Source organism: Rhizomonospora bruguierae, from assembly GCF_018397995.1.
GTDB classification, from domain to species: domain Bacteria; phylum Actinomycetota; class Actinomycetes; order Mycobacteriales; family Micromonosporaceae; genus Rhizomonospora; species Rhizomonospora bruguierae.
This window is the reverse complement of the sequence record NZ_BBQH01000014.1, coordinates 123,448-138,303: the sequence shown is the minus strand read 5'-3', so window position 1 is coordinate 138,303 and position 14,856 is coordinate 123,448. Positions and strand designations below refer to the sequence as shown.

At 73.5% G+C, this 14,856-nt stretch carries 9 protein-coding genes; 3 read left to right on the top strand and 6 right to left on the bottom strand.

Annotation, left to right across the window (positions count from 1 at the left end):
* The 5 genes from KJS59_RS06275 to KJS59_RS06255 form a co-directional block, all read right to left on the bottom strand.
* On the bottom strand, positions 1 to 5,790 hold the full coding sequence (locus tag KJS59_RS06275; RefSeq protein ID WP_213451354.1) for a type I polyketide synthase: 5,790 nt from the start codon (positions 5,788 to 5,790) through the stop codon (positions 1 to 3).
* A gap of 103 nt (positions 5,791 to 5,893) precedes the next feature.
* Positions 5,894 to 6,868, bottom strand: a complete 975-nt coding sequence (locus KJS59_RS06270) for a DUF1702 family protein (protein WP_213451353.1) — start codon at positions 6,866 to 6,868, stop codon at positions 5,894 to 5,896.
* An 82-nt stretch (positions 6,869 to 6,950) separates the two neighbouring features.
* Entirely contained in the window at positions 6,951 to 7,946 is a 996-nt protein-coding gene (locus KJS59_RS06265; RefSeq protein ID WP_213451352.1) for a DUF1702 family protein, read from the bottom strand.
* 53 nt (positions 7,947 to 7,999) lie between these two features.
* Entirely contained in the window at positions 8,000 to 9,058 is a 1,059-nt protein-coding gene (locus KJS59_RS06260; protein WP_249713918.1) for a carboxymuconolactone decarboxylase family protein, read from the bottom strand.
* Positions 9,059 to 9,156: 98 nt separating this feature from the next.
* On the bottom strand, positions 9,157 to 10,197 hold the full coding sequence (locus KJS59_RS06255; protein WP_213451350.1) for a class I SAM-dependent methyltransferase: 1,041 nt from the start codon (positions 10,195 to 10,197) through the stop codon (positions 9,157 to 9,159).
* Positions 10,198 to 10,407: 210 nt separating this feature from the next.
* Here KJS59_RS06255 and KJS59_RS06250 point away from each other — a divergent pair, with 210 nt between their 5' ends.
* The 3 genes from KJS59_RS06250 (at position 10,408) to KJS59_RS06240 (ending at position 13,799) form a co-directional block, all read left to right on the top strand.
* The gene (locus KJS59_RS06250; protein ID WP_213451349.1) at positions 10,408 to 10,986 is read left to right on the top strand and encodes a DUF5987 family protein; all 579 of its coding nucleotides are present in this window, start codon (positions 10,408 to 10,410) and stop codon (positions 10,984 to 10,986) included.
* The gene (locus KJS59_RS06245; protein ID WP_213451348.1) at positions 10,983 to 12,623 is read left to right on the top strand and encodes a GMC family oxidoreductase; all 1,641 of its coding nucleotides are present in this window, start codon (positions 10,983 to 10,985) and stop codon (positions 12,621 to 12,623) included. Before KJS59_RS06250 ends, KJS59_RS06245 begins: the two co-directional genes overlap by 4 nt.
* Before the next feature lie 105 nt (positions 12,624 to 12,728).
* On the top strand, positions 12,729 to 13,799 hold the full coding sequence (locus KJS59_RS06240; RefSeq protein ID WP_213451347.1) for a carboxymuconolactone decarboxylase family protein: 1,071 nt from the start codon (positions 12,729 to 12,731) through the stop codon (positions 13,797 to 13,799).
* 50 nt (positions 13,800 to 13,849) lie between these two features.
* On the opposite strand, the gene KJS59_RS06235 is transcribed toward KJS59_RS06240, so the two are convergent.
* Positions 13,850 to 14,680, bottom strand: coding sequence for a helix-turn-helix domain-containing protein (locus KJS59_RS06235; RefSeq protein WP_213451346.1), 831 nt, complete (start codon positions 14,678 to 14,680; stop codon positions 13,850 to 13,852).
* Between the last annotated feature and the right edge of the window lie 176 nt (positions 14,681 to 14,856).

The following is a 14,856-nucleotide window of genomic DNA, read 5'->3' as shown; positions in this document are numbered from 1 at the left end:
TCACCTCCCGCCGCTCAGTACCGCGAACGCGACCGGCCCGGCCACGCCGTGCAGCGTGGTGACGAGCACGGCGACGCGCAGGTCGCCCGAGCCGAACACGGTCCAGCCGTCCGGGGATGCCGACAGCAGCGCCAGCGGCGCGCCCGGCGAACAGCCCGCCTTGCGCAGGCACTCCAGCGCCGACCAGATCCGGGTCGCGGCGGCGTCGGCGTCGTCGCCGGCATCCGTCTCCAGGACGGCGGTGCCCGCCGCGTGTACGCCGAGCAGGTCCCGCCACGCCTTCTCCGGCCGGTGCACGACGGGCTCCACATCGCACGCCACCGTGTCGTGGGCCGCGACGCAGACGGTCACGCCGGCGCCGTGCGCGGCCGAGACGGTGTGGTCCCCGGCCACCTCGGGGCGGCCGTCCGGGCGGTAGCGGATGTCGACCGGCCGGCCGAACACCCGCGCCGCGGCCAGCGCGGTCCGGGCGCGGCGCGCCGGCGGGTCGCCACCGGTGAGCGGGGCGTCCGGCTCGACGGCCACCGCGACCCGGGCGCCGAGCAGGTCACCCACGGCCCGTTCGAGGTACGGGCCCAGCAGCGCCGCCACCCACGGGCCCTGGCCCCCGGTCTTGCGCACCGCCCGCAGTCGCAGGCCCTCCCAGCGCTCGACGATCTGTCCGTCCGGGGTGCGCAGCGCGATGTCGTAGGTGTACGTGTCGCCATCGCGACCGCGCTCGGTGGCGCAGTAGCGCAGCCCGGTCGCGGCGGACAGTTCGGGGCCGGCGGGGTACAGCCGGTCGATCCCGGCGGGCAGCAGCGTGGCGTGGGGAACGCAGACCTGGTTGCCGTGCATCAGCGCGTCCCGCACCCCGGGGTCGCCGAGCAACAGCGTGGCGGGCAGGTGGTCGGCGAACCAGCGGACCGAGTCGTCCGCCGCCAGCTCCGCGTCCACCTCCCGGGCCGCCGCCCGGTGGTAGCGGCGCAACCGTTGGAACCGGTCGCCCTGGAACAGCACCGAGCCGTAGAGGTCGGCCGCCGGATCCAGCTGGACCGTGGGCATCCCGGCCGCCACCTGCTCGGGCGGGCCGGCGGGCGCGGGTCCGGCGCCGTACCACAGGGTGGCCCGGAAGTGCTGCGCGGCGAAGCCGGTCTCCTCGGCGTGGATGACAACGTCCACCGTGTCCGGTCCGGTGACCAGCGCGGCCACCCGGATCCGCCGGGAACCGTCCGGCGGCACGACGATGGGTCGCGCGAACTCCACCCGTTCGATCACCGACGGCCGGGGCTCGCCGGTCAGCGCCCCGGCCACCTGCGCCATGGCTTCCATGCCGAACACGGCCGGCAGCAGCAGGTTCCCGTCGAGGTGGTGGTCGGCCAGGTACGGGTCGGTGGCGGCGCTCAGCTCGACCTCGGTGACCAGTTCGACCCCCGGGTACCAGACCAGCGGGCGCTCCAGGAACCGGTGCAGCGGCAGCTCCGGACGCTCGTGCCGGACGGTGTGGATGCCCTCGGTACGGCCACTGATCACCACGGTCGGCGGGCAGTCCGGATCGGACAGCACCCGACGCAGAATCCGCACACCCTGGTCCGCAGTGATCGCGGTGACGCCCTCCCGGGCCAGCGACTCGACCACGGACAGCCGCTCGCCCATGCCGACACCCGACCAGACCGACCACTCCAGACAGACGGCGCGGCACTGTGCGTGGCCGCTGCCGAACTCGACGGTCAGGTCATTGAGCCAGTCGTTGGCGACCGCGTAGTGCGCTTCCCCACGCAGTCCGGACCGGCCGATGATGCTGCCGAGCGTCACGAGCAGGCGCAGCCGGCCGGTGTCCACCGCGGCGAGCACCGCGCGCAGGCCGTCCACCTTCGGCGCGATGATCCGCCGGAACGCGTCCAGGTCCAGACCGCCCAGGGCCGCCGGTTCGTTGCGGCCGGCGCCGTGCAGGACGGCGGTGACCGGGCCCAGCGACCCCTCCAGCGCCCGGACCGCGCGGCGCACCTGCTCCGCGTCGGTCACATCCGCCCGGGCGTACTCGACGGCGACACCGGATTGCGCGATCCGGGCCAGGTTCGCGGCCAGTTCCGCGTCCTCGCCCGGGTCTGACCGGCCGATCAGGGCCAGCCGGGCGCCGGTGTCGACCGCCAGTGCGAGGGCGCACTCGGCCGTGATTCCCTTGCCGCCGCCGGTCACCAGCAGGACGTCGGCGCCGCCCAACGGCGCCACGGGCTCGGCGGGCTCGATCGGCATGGCCCGCAGGGTCGGTACCCGGCGGGTGCCGTCGAGGTCGTGGTACGCCTCGCTGAAGCCGGTCGTCCCGGCGACCTCGGCCACGATCCGGTCGACGGCAGCCACGGACGGCAGGGTGTGCACGACCGTGGTGCGCACCTGCGGGGCCTCCAGGTGCAGCGTCTTGGCCAGCCCCGCGGCGCCGCGCCCATGCTCGACGAGCACGAAGCGGTCGCCCGCGGAGCCGGCGAGCACCCGCTTCGCACCGGCGAGGGCCAGCTCAAGCTGCTCCGCCGGGCAGTCCGGCGGCAGGCAGACCAGCACGCCGCCGCCCACGCCGGCCGCCTCCAGCGCCGCCCGCAACGGTCGCGCCAGCGGGTGGCCTTGGTCGGCGTACACCTGCCAGGCGCCGTTGCCGTCGCGCGTCGCGGACGGGGGCAGCGGCACCGGGTCGAGACTGACCGCCCACGGCCGAGCCCAGTCGCCGGCACCGGCGACCAGGCTGGCGCCGCTCCGGTCCGCCGATCGCACGGTGCTGGCGAGGTGGTCGAGCACGTCGGCCAGCTCGCCCACCGTCGCCGTGGCGAAGTTGGTCGGTACGCGCATCGCCGGGATGTCCAGCGCCTGCGCGACCTCGTTGACCACCCGACCGACGGTGATCGAGCTCAGGTGCAGGTCGTCGAGCAGCCTGCTGCTGTCGGTCACCAGGTCGACCGGCAACTCGGCCCGCTCGGCCGCCAGCCCGCGCAGCAGCTCCGCGGTGGACTTCCCGGCGGTGGCCACCGCCGCGGCGGGCACCGCCGCCGGCACCGGCTCGGCCGGGCGCGCCGGAGCACCGCCGGCCCGGGCCGTCGACACCAGCGGCGCCTGCTCGCATGGGCTCTCGAAGAACGTGAACTCGGCACCGGGCAGCAGCGGGCGGATCAGGCGGCCGTGGAACAGCGCCGCGTCCACGTGGGACGCGCCCCGCACGTACGCGGCGCCGACCACGCGCAGCAGGCCGGTGAGGGACTCGTCGTCGGTGTCCAACGCGACCGTGGGCACGTCCGTCACCATCTCAGCCAGGCCGCTCAACACGCGGCCCGGGCCGACCTCGACCAGCAGGTCCACGTCCTTGGCGGCGATGCTGACCGCCGGTGCGAAAAGGACCGGTGCGGTTATCTGGCGGCGCAGCAACGCCGGCAGGTCGGCGTCGGGCGCCAGGCCCTCACCGGTGACCGTCGAGACGACCCGCCGCCGGACCCGGCCGAACGGCTCGCCCAGCACCGCGTCGCCGAACACGTCCGCCGCGCCCGCCACGAGCGGCGAGTGGAAGGCGTGCGAGACCCGCAGCCGGGTGCCGGTCACGCCGGCCTCGGCGGCGGTGCGGCACACCCGCTCGACCGCGTCGACCGGCCCGGCGACGACGGTCTGCGCCGGGCCGTTCAACCCGGCGATGACGACCGGCAGGCCGGTGGTGAACCGCTCCACCACCTCGGGTGCCGCCCCGATGCCGGCCATCGTGCCGGAGGCGCTCTGCTGCGACATGATGCGGCCACGGGTGCCCGCGATCCGCAGCAGGTCTTCCGCGTCCAGGGCGCCGGCCCAGTGCAGCGCGGTCAGCTCGCCGAGGCTGTGGCCCACCGCCACCGTGGCCTCGACGCCGAGCGCCGAGAGCACCCGCAGCCCGGCGAGCGAGCCGGTCACGATCCGCGGCTGGGCGACCTGGGTGGCCACCATGTCGTCGCCGTCCGGCAGCGCGGCCGACGCGTACATTTCCTCCGCCTCGGCGAACCTGCGCCGCAGGGCGCCACCGCTGACACCGCGGCCCGAGCCCTGCCCGGGAAACAGGAAGCCGATCCGCCCCGGACCGCTGACATGCCCCAGCAGGCAGCGACCGTCGGCGGCGAACAGGCTGCTCTCCCCGGCGTCCAGGGCGGTGCACAGCCGGCGGAACAGACGCTCGGCATCGTCCGGACTGGTGGCGACCACGGCCGCCCGCCACGGCAGGTCCCGCAGCTCGCTGTGCAGCCCGGCGGCGAGGTCGGCCAGCTCCGCGTACGCCACGGTGGACACGAACCCGGCCAGCTGCTCCAGTCGCTCCCGCAGCTCCCCCGGTGCGGCGGCCTCCACCAGCAGCAGCTCGGCGTCCTGTATGGAGCTGGCCAGGGCGCGGGTCCGGGCCCGGAACCGCGGGTGCCGGCGCGGCCGCGGGCTCTCGAGCGCGAGATGGGTGTTGATGCCGCCGAACCCCATCGCGGTGACCCCGGCCCGCACCTCGCCGGCCTCGGGCCACGGCTCCGCCCGGCGCAGCACCCGCAGCGCTGCCGCCTTCTCCCGCAGCAGTTCGTGCGGGTCGTGGCAGCCCAGCGACGGCGGGATCACCTCCTCGTACACCGCCATCGACGCCTTGATCAGGCCGGCCACGCCGGCGGCCGCCTTGGTGTGGCCGATCATCGCCTTGACGGAGCCGATCGCGGCCGGCGGCGCGGACGGGTCCGCCGCCCGGCGGGCGGCCGACAGCGCGGTCAACTCCGTGGTGTCACCGACCTTGGTGCCGGTGCCGTGGCCCTCGAACATGGCCACCGTCTCCACGCCGAAGCCGGCCCGCTGGTACGCCCGGCGCAGCGCCAGCCGGTATCCGCCCACCTCGGGCCGGGTGATCCCGCCCTTGCCGTCCGACGAGATGCCCCAGCCCGCGACGCTCGCGTAGATCCGGTGCCCGGCCCGCGCCGCCTCCGGCTCGCGCATCAGCACCACCATGCCGCAGCCCTCGCCCGGCCAGAAGCCGTTCGAGCCGCGGTCGTAGACCCGCATCTCACCGGTCGCCAGCGCGCCCGTCTTGGCGAAACCGATGATTTCGAACGGGTCGATCGACAGGTCGACGCCGCCGGCCACCGCGACGTCGAGCTCGCCGTCGACCAGTGCCTTGCACGCGGTCGCGACCGACAGCAGCGAGGACGAGCAGGCGCCGTCTACCGTGTACCCGCCGCCCTTGAGGTCGAAGTGGTTGCAGATCCGTCCGGCGATCGTGTTGGACAGCCCACCCGCCAGGGTGTCCTCGTCGACCGGGGGAAACGGACCCTTGAAGGTCGCCTCGAACCGGTCGAGGAAGGAGCCGATCTGATCGTCGTCCCAGTCCTGTTCGTGCAGCGCGCCGGCGACCATGCGCCGCACGTACGGCCAGCGCAGGCGGAGCTGGTTCGCGCGGGAGAACTCGCCCGTGAGGGTGTTGCCGACCACCACACCGGTGCGCTCCCGGGGCAGCCCTTCGGCCATCGGAAAGCCGGCGTCGGCCAGCGCGAGCGCGGCGACGTCCAGGGCCAGCCAGTGCGTGAGGTCGGTGGAGCGGTAGGTGCTGCCGGCGACCTTGTACGCGATCCGATCGAACTCGTAGCCTTCGATAACCGCCGCGTTGCGGGCGTAGAACCGGTCCGGGGCCTTGGGGTCGGCGTCCCAGTAGTCCGCCAGGCGCATCCGCACGTCCGGGAGCCGGCGGAAGGCACGCCGCCCCGCGAGCGCGTTCTCCCACAGCTCCCGGGGTGATGTGGCGTCTGGATACCGGCAAGCCATGCCGACGACCGCGATCCTCGTCATCGCACCTCGACCTCTTCCTCTTGGCGGGCGTGTGCCAGCCAGCGGCCGGGCCGTGCCGGCCCGGCGCTCGTCCGATCAAACGTGGGTGGGGTGGGCGGATCCGCTAGCAGCGGCCCCGGGCGGCGAACGTGTCGCTGATCCGCGTCCGCCAGGTGGCGTAGGCCGGCACGCGGTCCTCCGCCGGCAGGTCGACCAGGGCCTCGTCCGGCACCTTCGCCGCGTCCGCCGCCGACATGTCGCAGAACACCTCGGCCGCCAGTTCGTTGTAGGGCATCACCAGGTCCGCGCGGACCCGGGCGCGCGCCGCGAAGGCGGCCCCCTGCGCCAGGTGGGGCCGGTGGGCACCGGCGAGGTCCCACAGCCGCTCCAGGGCCGCGCGCTCGACGCCGCCCGCGTATGTCGCGGCGAGCCCGACACCGCTGAACAGGTCGGCCCGGCGGTCCGGTGCGAACTCGCCGAACAGCCGGGTGACCAGCTCCGGGTCGCCGCCGGCCACGAACCAGGTCGCCCGCCCGACGCCCTGGTCGACGGCGTGCGGCGCGTACCAGCCGTGCTCCCCGGCGGGCCAGGGGCAGGCGCCGTCCCGCGGGCGCTGCCCGTACACGTACCGCCGGGTGTGGAAGTACGCCTGGTGGAAGCCGTATCCGTCGAGGATGAGCCAGCGCAGCAGGGGGTCGGCGGCGTGCAGCGCGCGCCACCTGAACTTCGGGATCCGCGCCATCGCCCACCCGACACCCACGTACACCATGTAGATGTGCCGGTGGGCCGCCCCGTCCAGGAATCCGGTCACGTGGTTCCGGCCGCCGACCGGCAGGCCGTCGCGGACGGCGAACGCCATCGCCGCGCCCTCGTACGCGAAGCCCCGATACCCCGTGGGCACCTCCCGCAGCGCCGGCTCGCAGTTGAGCGGCCGCGCGGCCTGCGCCGCCGCCGCGTAGCCGACCAGGAAGTAGCGACCCACCGTCTCCATCCGCCGTCGCGCCTCCGGGTCGCCGGCGTGGAACCCGCGGACGTCGAAGCTCGTCTCGCTGCTGTTGGGCGTCAACAGCCGCCGCCGGAGCGTTCCCATCAAAGCCATTACCCGGCCTCCCCAGAGCTGGCGCCTGAGCCGATTCTCATACCGCGCGGTGCGCGTTGTCTTCTTCGCCCGTGCGGGAGCGTCACGGCGTCCAGATAGGACTGTTCGCCGGGAAGTGGTCGCGGACCCGCGCGCGCCAGATCTCGTAGTCCGGTTCGTCGCCGGGTGCGAACCCGCCGGCCGCGACGTCGTCCGCGAGCGCGGCGGCGGCCGAGACCCCAGTCCCGGCGAAGACCTCGACCGCCATCTCGGTGTGCTCCGGCACGTAGCCCGAGAAGTGCCGGGCCTTGGCCGCGAACACCGCGCCCTGGGCGAGGTGCGGGCGGTGCTCCCCCGCCCGCTGGCGCATCGCCCGCAGGTCTTCGCCGGCACATCCGCCGGCGAACGTGGCGGCCAGGCCGACGCCGCTCCACAGGTCGGCCCGGCGCGGCGCGGCGAACGCCCCGACCGAGGCCGCGACGTCCACCGGCCGGCCCCCGTGGATGAACCAGAGCGCTCGACCGACGCCCTGGTCGACCGCCCGGGAGAAGTACTCCGGGTGGCCCAGCCACGGGTACGCCGCCGGCCGGTGCTGCTTGGCCACGACCTTCTCGGTGTCGAAGTACGCGCGGTCGAACCCGTACCCGTCGACCGCGAGCCAGCTCATCGTCGGGTAGTACGGCGTGCCGGTCAGGTCCGGCAGCACCTTCCGCCATAGTGGACGCGGTAGGCGGGCCATCGCGAATCCGATGCCGATGTAGGTCAGGAAGGTGTGCGGCACGCCGGGACCGCGGAGCAGGTCACGGGTGCGGCGGCCGCGCCCGCCGGCCATGCTGTCGCGCACCGTGAAAGCCATCGTGGCGCCCTCGTAGGCGAAGCCGCGCAGCTCCGGTTCGACGAGCTCGAGCCGGCGCTCGATCTCCCACAGCTCGCGGACGTCCATGCCCCACTCGAAGCCGACGACGACCGCCTGCGGGATGGCTTCCAGGCGCCGCGTCCCGTCACCCGGTACCGCCGGGAACGCCCGGCCGGCGAAGCTGATCGAGCGGAAGGACGGTGTCAACAACAGCCTGCGCAGCGAACCGAACACGGTCGGCATCTGTCATACCCCCTGTCGTCGCCGGCGTGCGGGGCCACCGCGGTCCACCGGTCTCATCGCGAACTCTTTGGCCGAGCGGCGCCACCCCGGTCGTGCGTGGTCGGCGGCAGCCCTCCCGCCTGGCCCTGCCGCTCGCCGATCAGCCGGGCCGCGGCGAAGCTCGCCCACCCGGTCGCCCCGATCACGGCCGCGTCCCCCGGGTGGTACCGGCGGAACTCAGCGACATCGTCGTCACTGACCTGATGGGACGCGATCGAGGCGAGCAGCGCGAGCCGGCCGGCGGCCCGGTCGGCCGGGGGCAGCCCGGCGACGAGTTCGTCGCACCACGCCGTGCCCAGCCCGGTCTCCTCGCCCCGCCACCGCGACAGGCGTTGGAGCACCAGCGCGCGCACGGCGGGGCTGAGCACCCGGGCACCCGCGGCCTCGAACACCGCGCCGGCACGGGCCAGCGCCCGGGCGACCGCCGGTGACGCCGCCGCCCATTCGCTCCCGCCCGCCACCGGCGCCTCGGGCAGCAGGCTCAGCGACCGTCCGGGTTCGTGCGGTGCCCGTAGGGTCGGACGCATGACCACGCTGGCGCCGCGCTTGAACCGACGGCGGCCCCGCGGGCCGAGCCCCGGTGGCAGCAGGAAGTTGGACAGGAAGATGTTCACCATCCGGGTCAGGTAGTGCATGCTCACCACGACGCCGACCAGCTCGGCCCGGGCCGCCATGGACAGCCCCGCCGGCAGCTGCACGGCACGGTCGGCCTCGTGCGCGTGCCGGGCCCAGAGGGCGACCTCCCGCAGCCGGGGGTCGCGCACCTCCCAGGCACGGTCGCCCGCGATGGCCTCGGCGTCGTGCTCGCCCGAGAGGTCGTAGAGGCCGACGGTGTGCATCTCGGTACAGTAGGGACAGATCGCGGCGACCGAGACGGCCGCGGCGACCGCTTCCTTGGTCGCCCGGCCCACCTCGCCGGTGGGCAGCAGCGACTCGCGCAGCAGCATCCAGTACGCGGCCAGCAGATCCGGCACCGGAGAATGCAGCATCGCCGGCGGTACCACCAACCGCATCTCCTGCGCGACCTGCCGGTACACCGCCGCCACGAGTCCGCTCGCGGTCGCCGCCGGCACCGGCCGGACGTACCTGACCTGACGTTGTACGACGGATGAGGCCAGCCGGGCGGGAACCATCGCTTCCTCCCCTCCGGTCGGGCCGAACCGGCGCGCGGCTACCGAGCCGGGTTGTCGTTGTACAAGCGGAACGTCTGCCCGTGGTAGCTGTCCCATGTGGACCCACCGGGCTCGGCCGGCACCAGCGCGCCCCAACGCAGCCCGAACCGCGCTACCGCGGTGGCCCGTTCCGGCCCCAGCCATCCGGCCAGCTGCGTCACGGTGAAGCCGGCCGGATCGGCCGCCTCCGGCGGCAGCGCCAGGCGCTCGACCGATGGATCGGCCCCGACCCCGAAGTGCAGACCCACCATCGGGGTGCCGTCGTCGAGCAGGTGCCGCGCCTGTGGCGCTACCGCCAATCGCATCCCGGCGAGAACCTCCGGCGGGTACGGCTTGTACAGCACCACGCCCACCGGCACGGCGCGTAGCCCGGGCCCTACGTGCGCACTCGACCAGAGCCGGCCCACATCGAGCGTTTCCTCGGCGAAGGTGCCCGTCCCCGGGTGGTCGTCCACCCGGCCCGGGTCGTTCAGCTCAAGGCCGGAGGCGCGCACCAGCGCCGCCACGTTCACGTTGCCGTCGTTGGGCAGCCAGGCGTACCACTGCCGCTTCCGTTCGCGCGCCGCATGCCAGCGGGGCCAGTCGAGGAAGTAGTCCAGCGTCAGCACCAGGCGGCCGCCCGGCCGCAGGCAACGGGCGAGGTTGCCGATGGCGGCCACCTGGGCCGGCTCGAGCAGGTGCTCCAGCACGCTCAGGCAGAAGATCAGGTCGAAGTGCGCGTCCGGATAGTCGAGCCGCTCCAGCGGTGCCGTCGACAGCGCCACACCGCGCAACTGCTTCGGCTCCTGCCACTGGAAACACGGATCCGCCGCGTGGTATCGGGCATCGGGTATGCGCTGCTGGAGGTGCTGCAGGAACGACGAGTATCCGGTGCCCGCGTCGAGGACCCGCATGCCGGGCCGCAGCCCGCTGTGGAAATACGCCCACGGGTACTCCCAGTACCGGTTGACATTTCGGTGCCGGTCCACCAGGGCGGTCTCGCGGCAGAAGTCCACAAACGCGTCGCCACACGCGTCGTCGCGCAATGCCCATCGAATCATCCAAACCTCCTTCCGGTCGCGGGCTCCAGTATCGCGGTCGCGACGGGCCCGGCAAGCGCCCCGGCCGGCAGTGCGCACGCATGAAGAATCGGCACGCCGGAGTGCGCAGATATATCGACGGCAACGCGGAAGTTGTCCGTTCCGGTGGCCAATCGCGACCATGGTCCGGCCTGGCGAATTCAGGTGACCGTGCGGGCAGGAGGCAATGCTATGAAAGTCGATGCTCCGGTGCCGGAAACGTCGTCCGGGATCCGGACGATGACCATCGAGGCGTTCGCGGACACGATCCTTCCGGGCGCGAAGCGACACCCGGAGGACCGAGCCGTCGCCGGTGCGGCGCCCGGGCCGGGCGCCACCGTCTGCGGCGCGGTCGAGCTGCTGGAGCTTCCCGGTGGCGGGTTGGCGCCCACCCTGGACGCTTTGGTCGGCTCGCTGAACGAACACGCGGACGAGTACATCGCGACGCACGGGCTGCGACCCGACCGGGACGTACCCTCGTTCGTCGCCCTCCCCTTCGAGGATCGGACCGCGCTCGTGCGGGGGTTGACCGCGCCGGACCACCCGGAGAAGCAGCTGTGGGTGGGACTGGCGCTGTTCAGCTACATGGCCTTCGACAGCGCCGCACACCTGCGCACGGTGGACGCGCTCGCGGACCGGCACCCGGGGTTGACCTTCCTCGGATTCCGCCAGCCCGACGCGGATGGACTGTTCCGCTTCCCGCGCTTCTCGTACGGCCGAAAGCTGGCCGATCCTCATCCCCAGACCACGCAGACGGGCAGCCCGCGATGACCAATGTGGAGTCGACCGACGTCCTGGTTATCGGTAGCGGGTTCGGCGGCGCGATCCCGGCCTACCACCTGGCCGCGGGCGGCGCCCGGGTGGTGGTGCTGGAACGGGGACCCTGGCTGACCGCGAAGGAGTTCGACCAGGACTTCCTGCTCGGCACCTCCAACACGCGCATCTTCGACTTCGTCGTCGGCGACGGCATGAGCATCCTGGGTGGCAACTGCGTCGGCGGCGGCAGCGTGGTCTACTTCGCGACCATGCCGCGCGCGCCCCGGTTCGTCTTCGACCGCCGTGGCGGGATCGGCCGCCGCATGTGGCCCGGGTCGATCACCCGCGACGCCCTGGATCCCTGGTACGACCGGGTGTGCGAGGCGCTCCCGGTCAGCATGGTGTCCTGGGACCAGGTGCCGTACGCCGGCGGGCTCTGGGCTTCGGCATGCGCGCACGCGGGGCGCACCGCCAACCCGGTGCCGAGCGCGGTCGACGTGGGGCTGTGCACCAACTGCAACTGGATGATGGCCGGCTGCAAGTTCGACGCCAAGCGGTCGCTGTTGCTGAACTACCTGCCGGCCGCGCTCGCCCACGGCGCCGAGATCCGGCCCCTGCACGAGGTGCAGCGGCTCACCCGCAACGACGACGGCAGCTACCGGGTGCATTACCGGATGGTCGACGGCGAGGACTACCGGGTCCTGCACGCCGCCGGCGCCATCGACGCCAAGCTCGTCGTGCTGGGCGCCGGCACCGGCGCGACGCCGGTGATCCTGCGCCGGTCGGAGGCGGATCTCGGGCCGATGCCGCACGCGGTGGGCCGGTACTTCTCCGGCAACGGCGAGCGGCTCAACACCGCCGTTTTCGACGAGACCCGGATCCGCGAGGTGCTCGGCCTGGACCGGGGCGACGGCACTCCGTACGAGGCTTACCAGATCGGGCGCGGGCCCACCGTCGCCGCCTGGGACCGGCTCGACGGCAACCTGCCCGAGTATGAACGCTTCTCCCTGGAGCAGCTGTACTTCCCGCCGGGGTTGGGCACCATCCTGGCCCAGGTGCCGGGGGTCAGCGACGGCCCCAGTTGGTTCGGCCGGGAGAAGAAGGAGATGCTGCGCCGGTGGCAGTCGTGGCTGACCATCTTCATCATGTCCGAGGACGACAACGAAGGTGTGTTCGGGCCGCCACCCCAGACCGGCAACGCCGACCGGCTGTCCCAGCAGATGCTGGGCTTCGGCCCGCTTCGTTACCGGCCGACCGCGAACACGCTGCGCGGCTGGTCCCTCGCGGACGCGGAGATCAAGGACATTCTGGAACGGGACGGGCTGGCCCGGGTGGCACCGTGGACCAACGACGTCATCGGCGCGTACACGGTGCATCCGCTGGCCTCCTGCCGCATCGGTGACGACCCGGCGACCTCGGCGCTCGACGACCGCCACGAGCTGCGCGGCCACCCGGGAATCTTCGTCACGGACGGCTCGGCGGTACCCGGCGCGCTGACCGTCAACCCGGCCCTGACCATCGCCGCGCTCGCCGAGCGCGCGATGCCGGGCATCGTCCGCGCCGCGCAGGCGCGCGGGGTGACCGTCCGCTATGGCGCTCCCGCACCGGACGGGGCGACCGCCGGGCGCCGGGCGGTCGCGAGCACCTCGTGACGCGCGGCCGCCGCCAACGCGCCCTGCCGGCACCCCGCCGGCAGGGCGTTGCGATGTCGAGCGGAAGCGAACGGCAAGCAGCAGGAGACGAGGGAGGAAGTTCGCATGGTGTCCCTGTTCGCGCGGGCGACCCGCAACGTGGGAGCGACCCACATCCGCTACCTGACACCGGTGTCCCTGGGCACGGCGACCGGCCCGGTCGCCGGCATCTACCGTGCGGTCGAACGGGACTTCGGCATGCTCGCGCCGCCCCTGACGCTGCACGCGGCGGCGCCGGCGACCCTCGCCGCGGCCTGGCTGATGCTGCGCGAGACGCTGCTGGTGCCCGGCCTGCTCGGCCGGGCGGCGAAGGAGGCGATGGCGGCCGCGGTGTCCTCGACCAACCGGTGCCCGTACTGTGTGGACGTCCACGGCACGACGGTGGTCGGCCTGCTGGGCGCACCCGACGCGGCAGCGGTGGCCGCCGGCGAGCTCGCCGACCCGTGGCTGCGGGCACTGACCCGCTGGGCGGGCTCCGGCCCCGGTTCGCTGGCCCGGCCCGACGGCCCGCCGGTCAGCCCGGCCGAGGCACCCGAGGCGATCGGTCTCGTGGTGACGTTTCACTACATCAACCGGATGGTGAACATTTTCCTGTCCGAGTCACCGCTGCCACCGCTACCGGCGCCGGCCCTCAGGCCGGTACGGCGCGCGGCGGCGCGCATCCTGGGCCGCCTGGCCCGCCGCGTGCCGCAACCGGCAGGCCGCTTCGACCTGCTGCCGGCGGCACCGCTGCCGGCCGACCTGTCGTGGGCTGCCGGTCGGCCCGCCATCGCTGACGCGTTCGCTCGGGCCGGCGCGGCGTTCGACGCGGCCGGCGCGAGATCGGTGCCGGAGCCGGTGCGCCGGTTGGTGGCCGATCGTCTGGCCGCCGGTGACCGGCCCGGCCTGGACCACCGCACGTGGCTGGCGGAGGCGGTGGCGGCACTCGCGGAGCCGGACCGTCCCGCCGCCCGGCTGGCGTTGCTGGCCGCGGTCGGCTCGTACCTGGCGACCGACGCGCTCGTGACCGACTTCCTGGCTCGGGGGCACGGTGAGGACGCGCTGGTCGAGGTCGCCGGCTGGGCCAGCATGGCGGCCGCGCGCAGCATCGGTGACCGGCTGTGGCGCGACCTGGACGGGATCGTGGTCGACTCGTGACGGAGCCGCCAGAGGGCTTGCGGCGCCCCGGCCACAAGCCCTCTGGCGGTTCAGGCCACCGTGTCGAGCAGGGCCCCCTGGGTCAGCCGCATCCGGGCGAGTTCGGTCCTCGCGTACCGGCGCGCGTCGAGCAGAGCGAGCAGGACCGGCGGGTCGAGCAGGCGGCTGGGCCGCAGGAGCAGATCCAGGCTGCCGGACCAGCCGGGGTGGACGTGCAACGGACCGTAGGTCGCGACCGCCACCGGCCGGTCGACGCTGTCCGGTTCGCCGGGCGGGGTTCGCTCGTCCGCCATGGCCGACTGAGCGAGCAGGAACCACGTGCCGGCCGGTATCGAGTCGAACCGCACCTGCTCCCGGTCGCCGAGGACGGCGCACCGCACCGGGCGCCCCTCAGGAATCCGGTCCGGGAAGATGCCAAGGAACACCACGGCGTTGTCGTGGGGCTCGGCCAGCCGCACCCGGCAGGACAGCGTCGCCTCGCCGGCCCGGCCGCGGTGGGTCGCCGCATCGATCGGCATGGCCGGCGCGAAGCCGGCCCGGCGGCGATAGGTGGTCGGCGACATTCCGACGCTGCGACTGAATCGGGAGCTGAAGGTGCCGACGCTGTTGTATCCGACGTGCGTGCTGATATCGGCGACGCTCATCGCGGTCGACACCAGCAGGAGCTTGGCCCGCTGCAGGCGTAACGCGGACAGAAAGCGCCCCGGCGAAATTCCGGTTACCCGCTGGAATACCCGGGTGAAGTGAAATTTGCTGAACATGGCGGCGCGGGCGAGGTCGTCGATAGTGAGTTGCTCGCCCATCCGTTCCCGCATGACCGCGATCGCCCGCAGCACCGCCCGTTCTGAGGCGTCTGCGACGTCGGCCGCCCGCTCTTTCATGGTCTACCTCCCAGGACCATAGGGTACGGCGGAGCGTCGCTATGAGCGCGGAGGATCCAATGCCAGACAAAAGAATGGCACGGAAATTGAAACCTGATAGCGCCGACCCGACTTACCAGCGGACTAAACGCTAGCTGACCCCGACGACATTCGCAACACAGTCCGCAACAGACCGG

Bases quoted from the DNA above. Each gene is read 5' to 3' on its own strand.
- KJS59_RS06245 (WP_213451348.1), top strand. From the start codon at position 10,983: ATGACCAATGTGGAGTCGACCGACGTCCTGGTTATCGGTAGCGGGTTC.
- KJS59_RS06240 (WP_213451347.1), top strand. From the start codon at position 12,729: ATGGTGTCCCTGTTCGCGCGGGCGACCCGCAACGTGGGAGCGACCCAC.
- KJS59_RS06235 (WP_213451346.1), bottom strand. From the start codon at position 14,680: ATGAAAGAGCGGGCGGCCGACGTCGCAGACGCCTCAGAACGGGCGGTG.
- KJS59_RS06255 (WP_213451350.1), bottom strand. From the start codon at position 10,197: ATGATTCGATGGGCATTGCGCGACGACGCGTGTGGCGACGCGTTTGTG.
- KJS59_RS06275 (WP_213451354.1), bottom strand. From the start codon at position 5,790: ATGACGAGGATCGCGGTCGTCGGCATGGCTTGCCGGTATCCAGACGCC.
- KJS59_RS06270 (WP_213451353.1), bottom strand. From the start codon at position 6,868: ATGGCTTTGATGGGAACGCTCCGGCGGCGGCTGTTGACGCCCAACAGC.
- KJS59_RS06265 (WP_213451352.1), bottom strand. From the start codon at position 7,946: ATGCCGACCGTGTTCGGTTCGCTGCGCAGGCTGTTGTTGACACCGTCC.
- KJS59_RS06250 (WP_213451349.1), top strand. From the start codon at position 10,408: ATGAAAGTCGATGCTCCGGTGCCGGAAACGTCGTCCGGGATCCGGACG.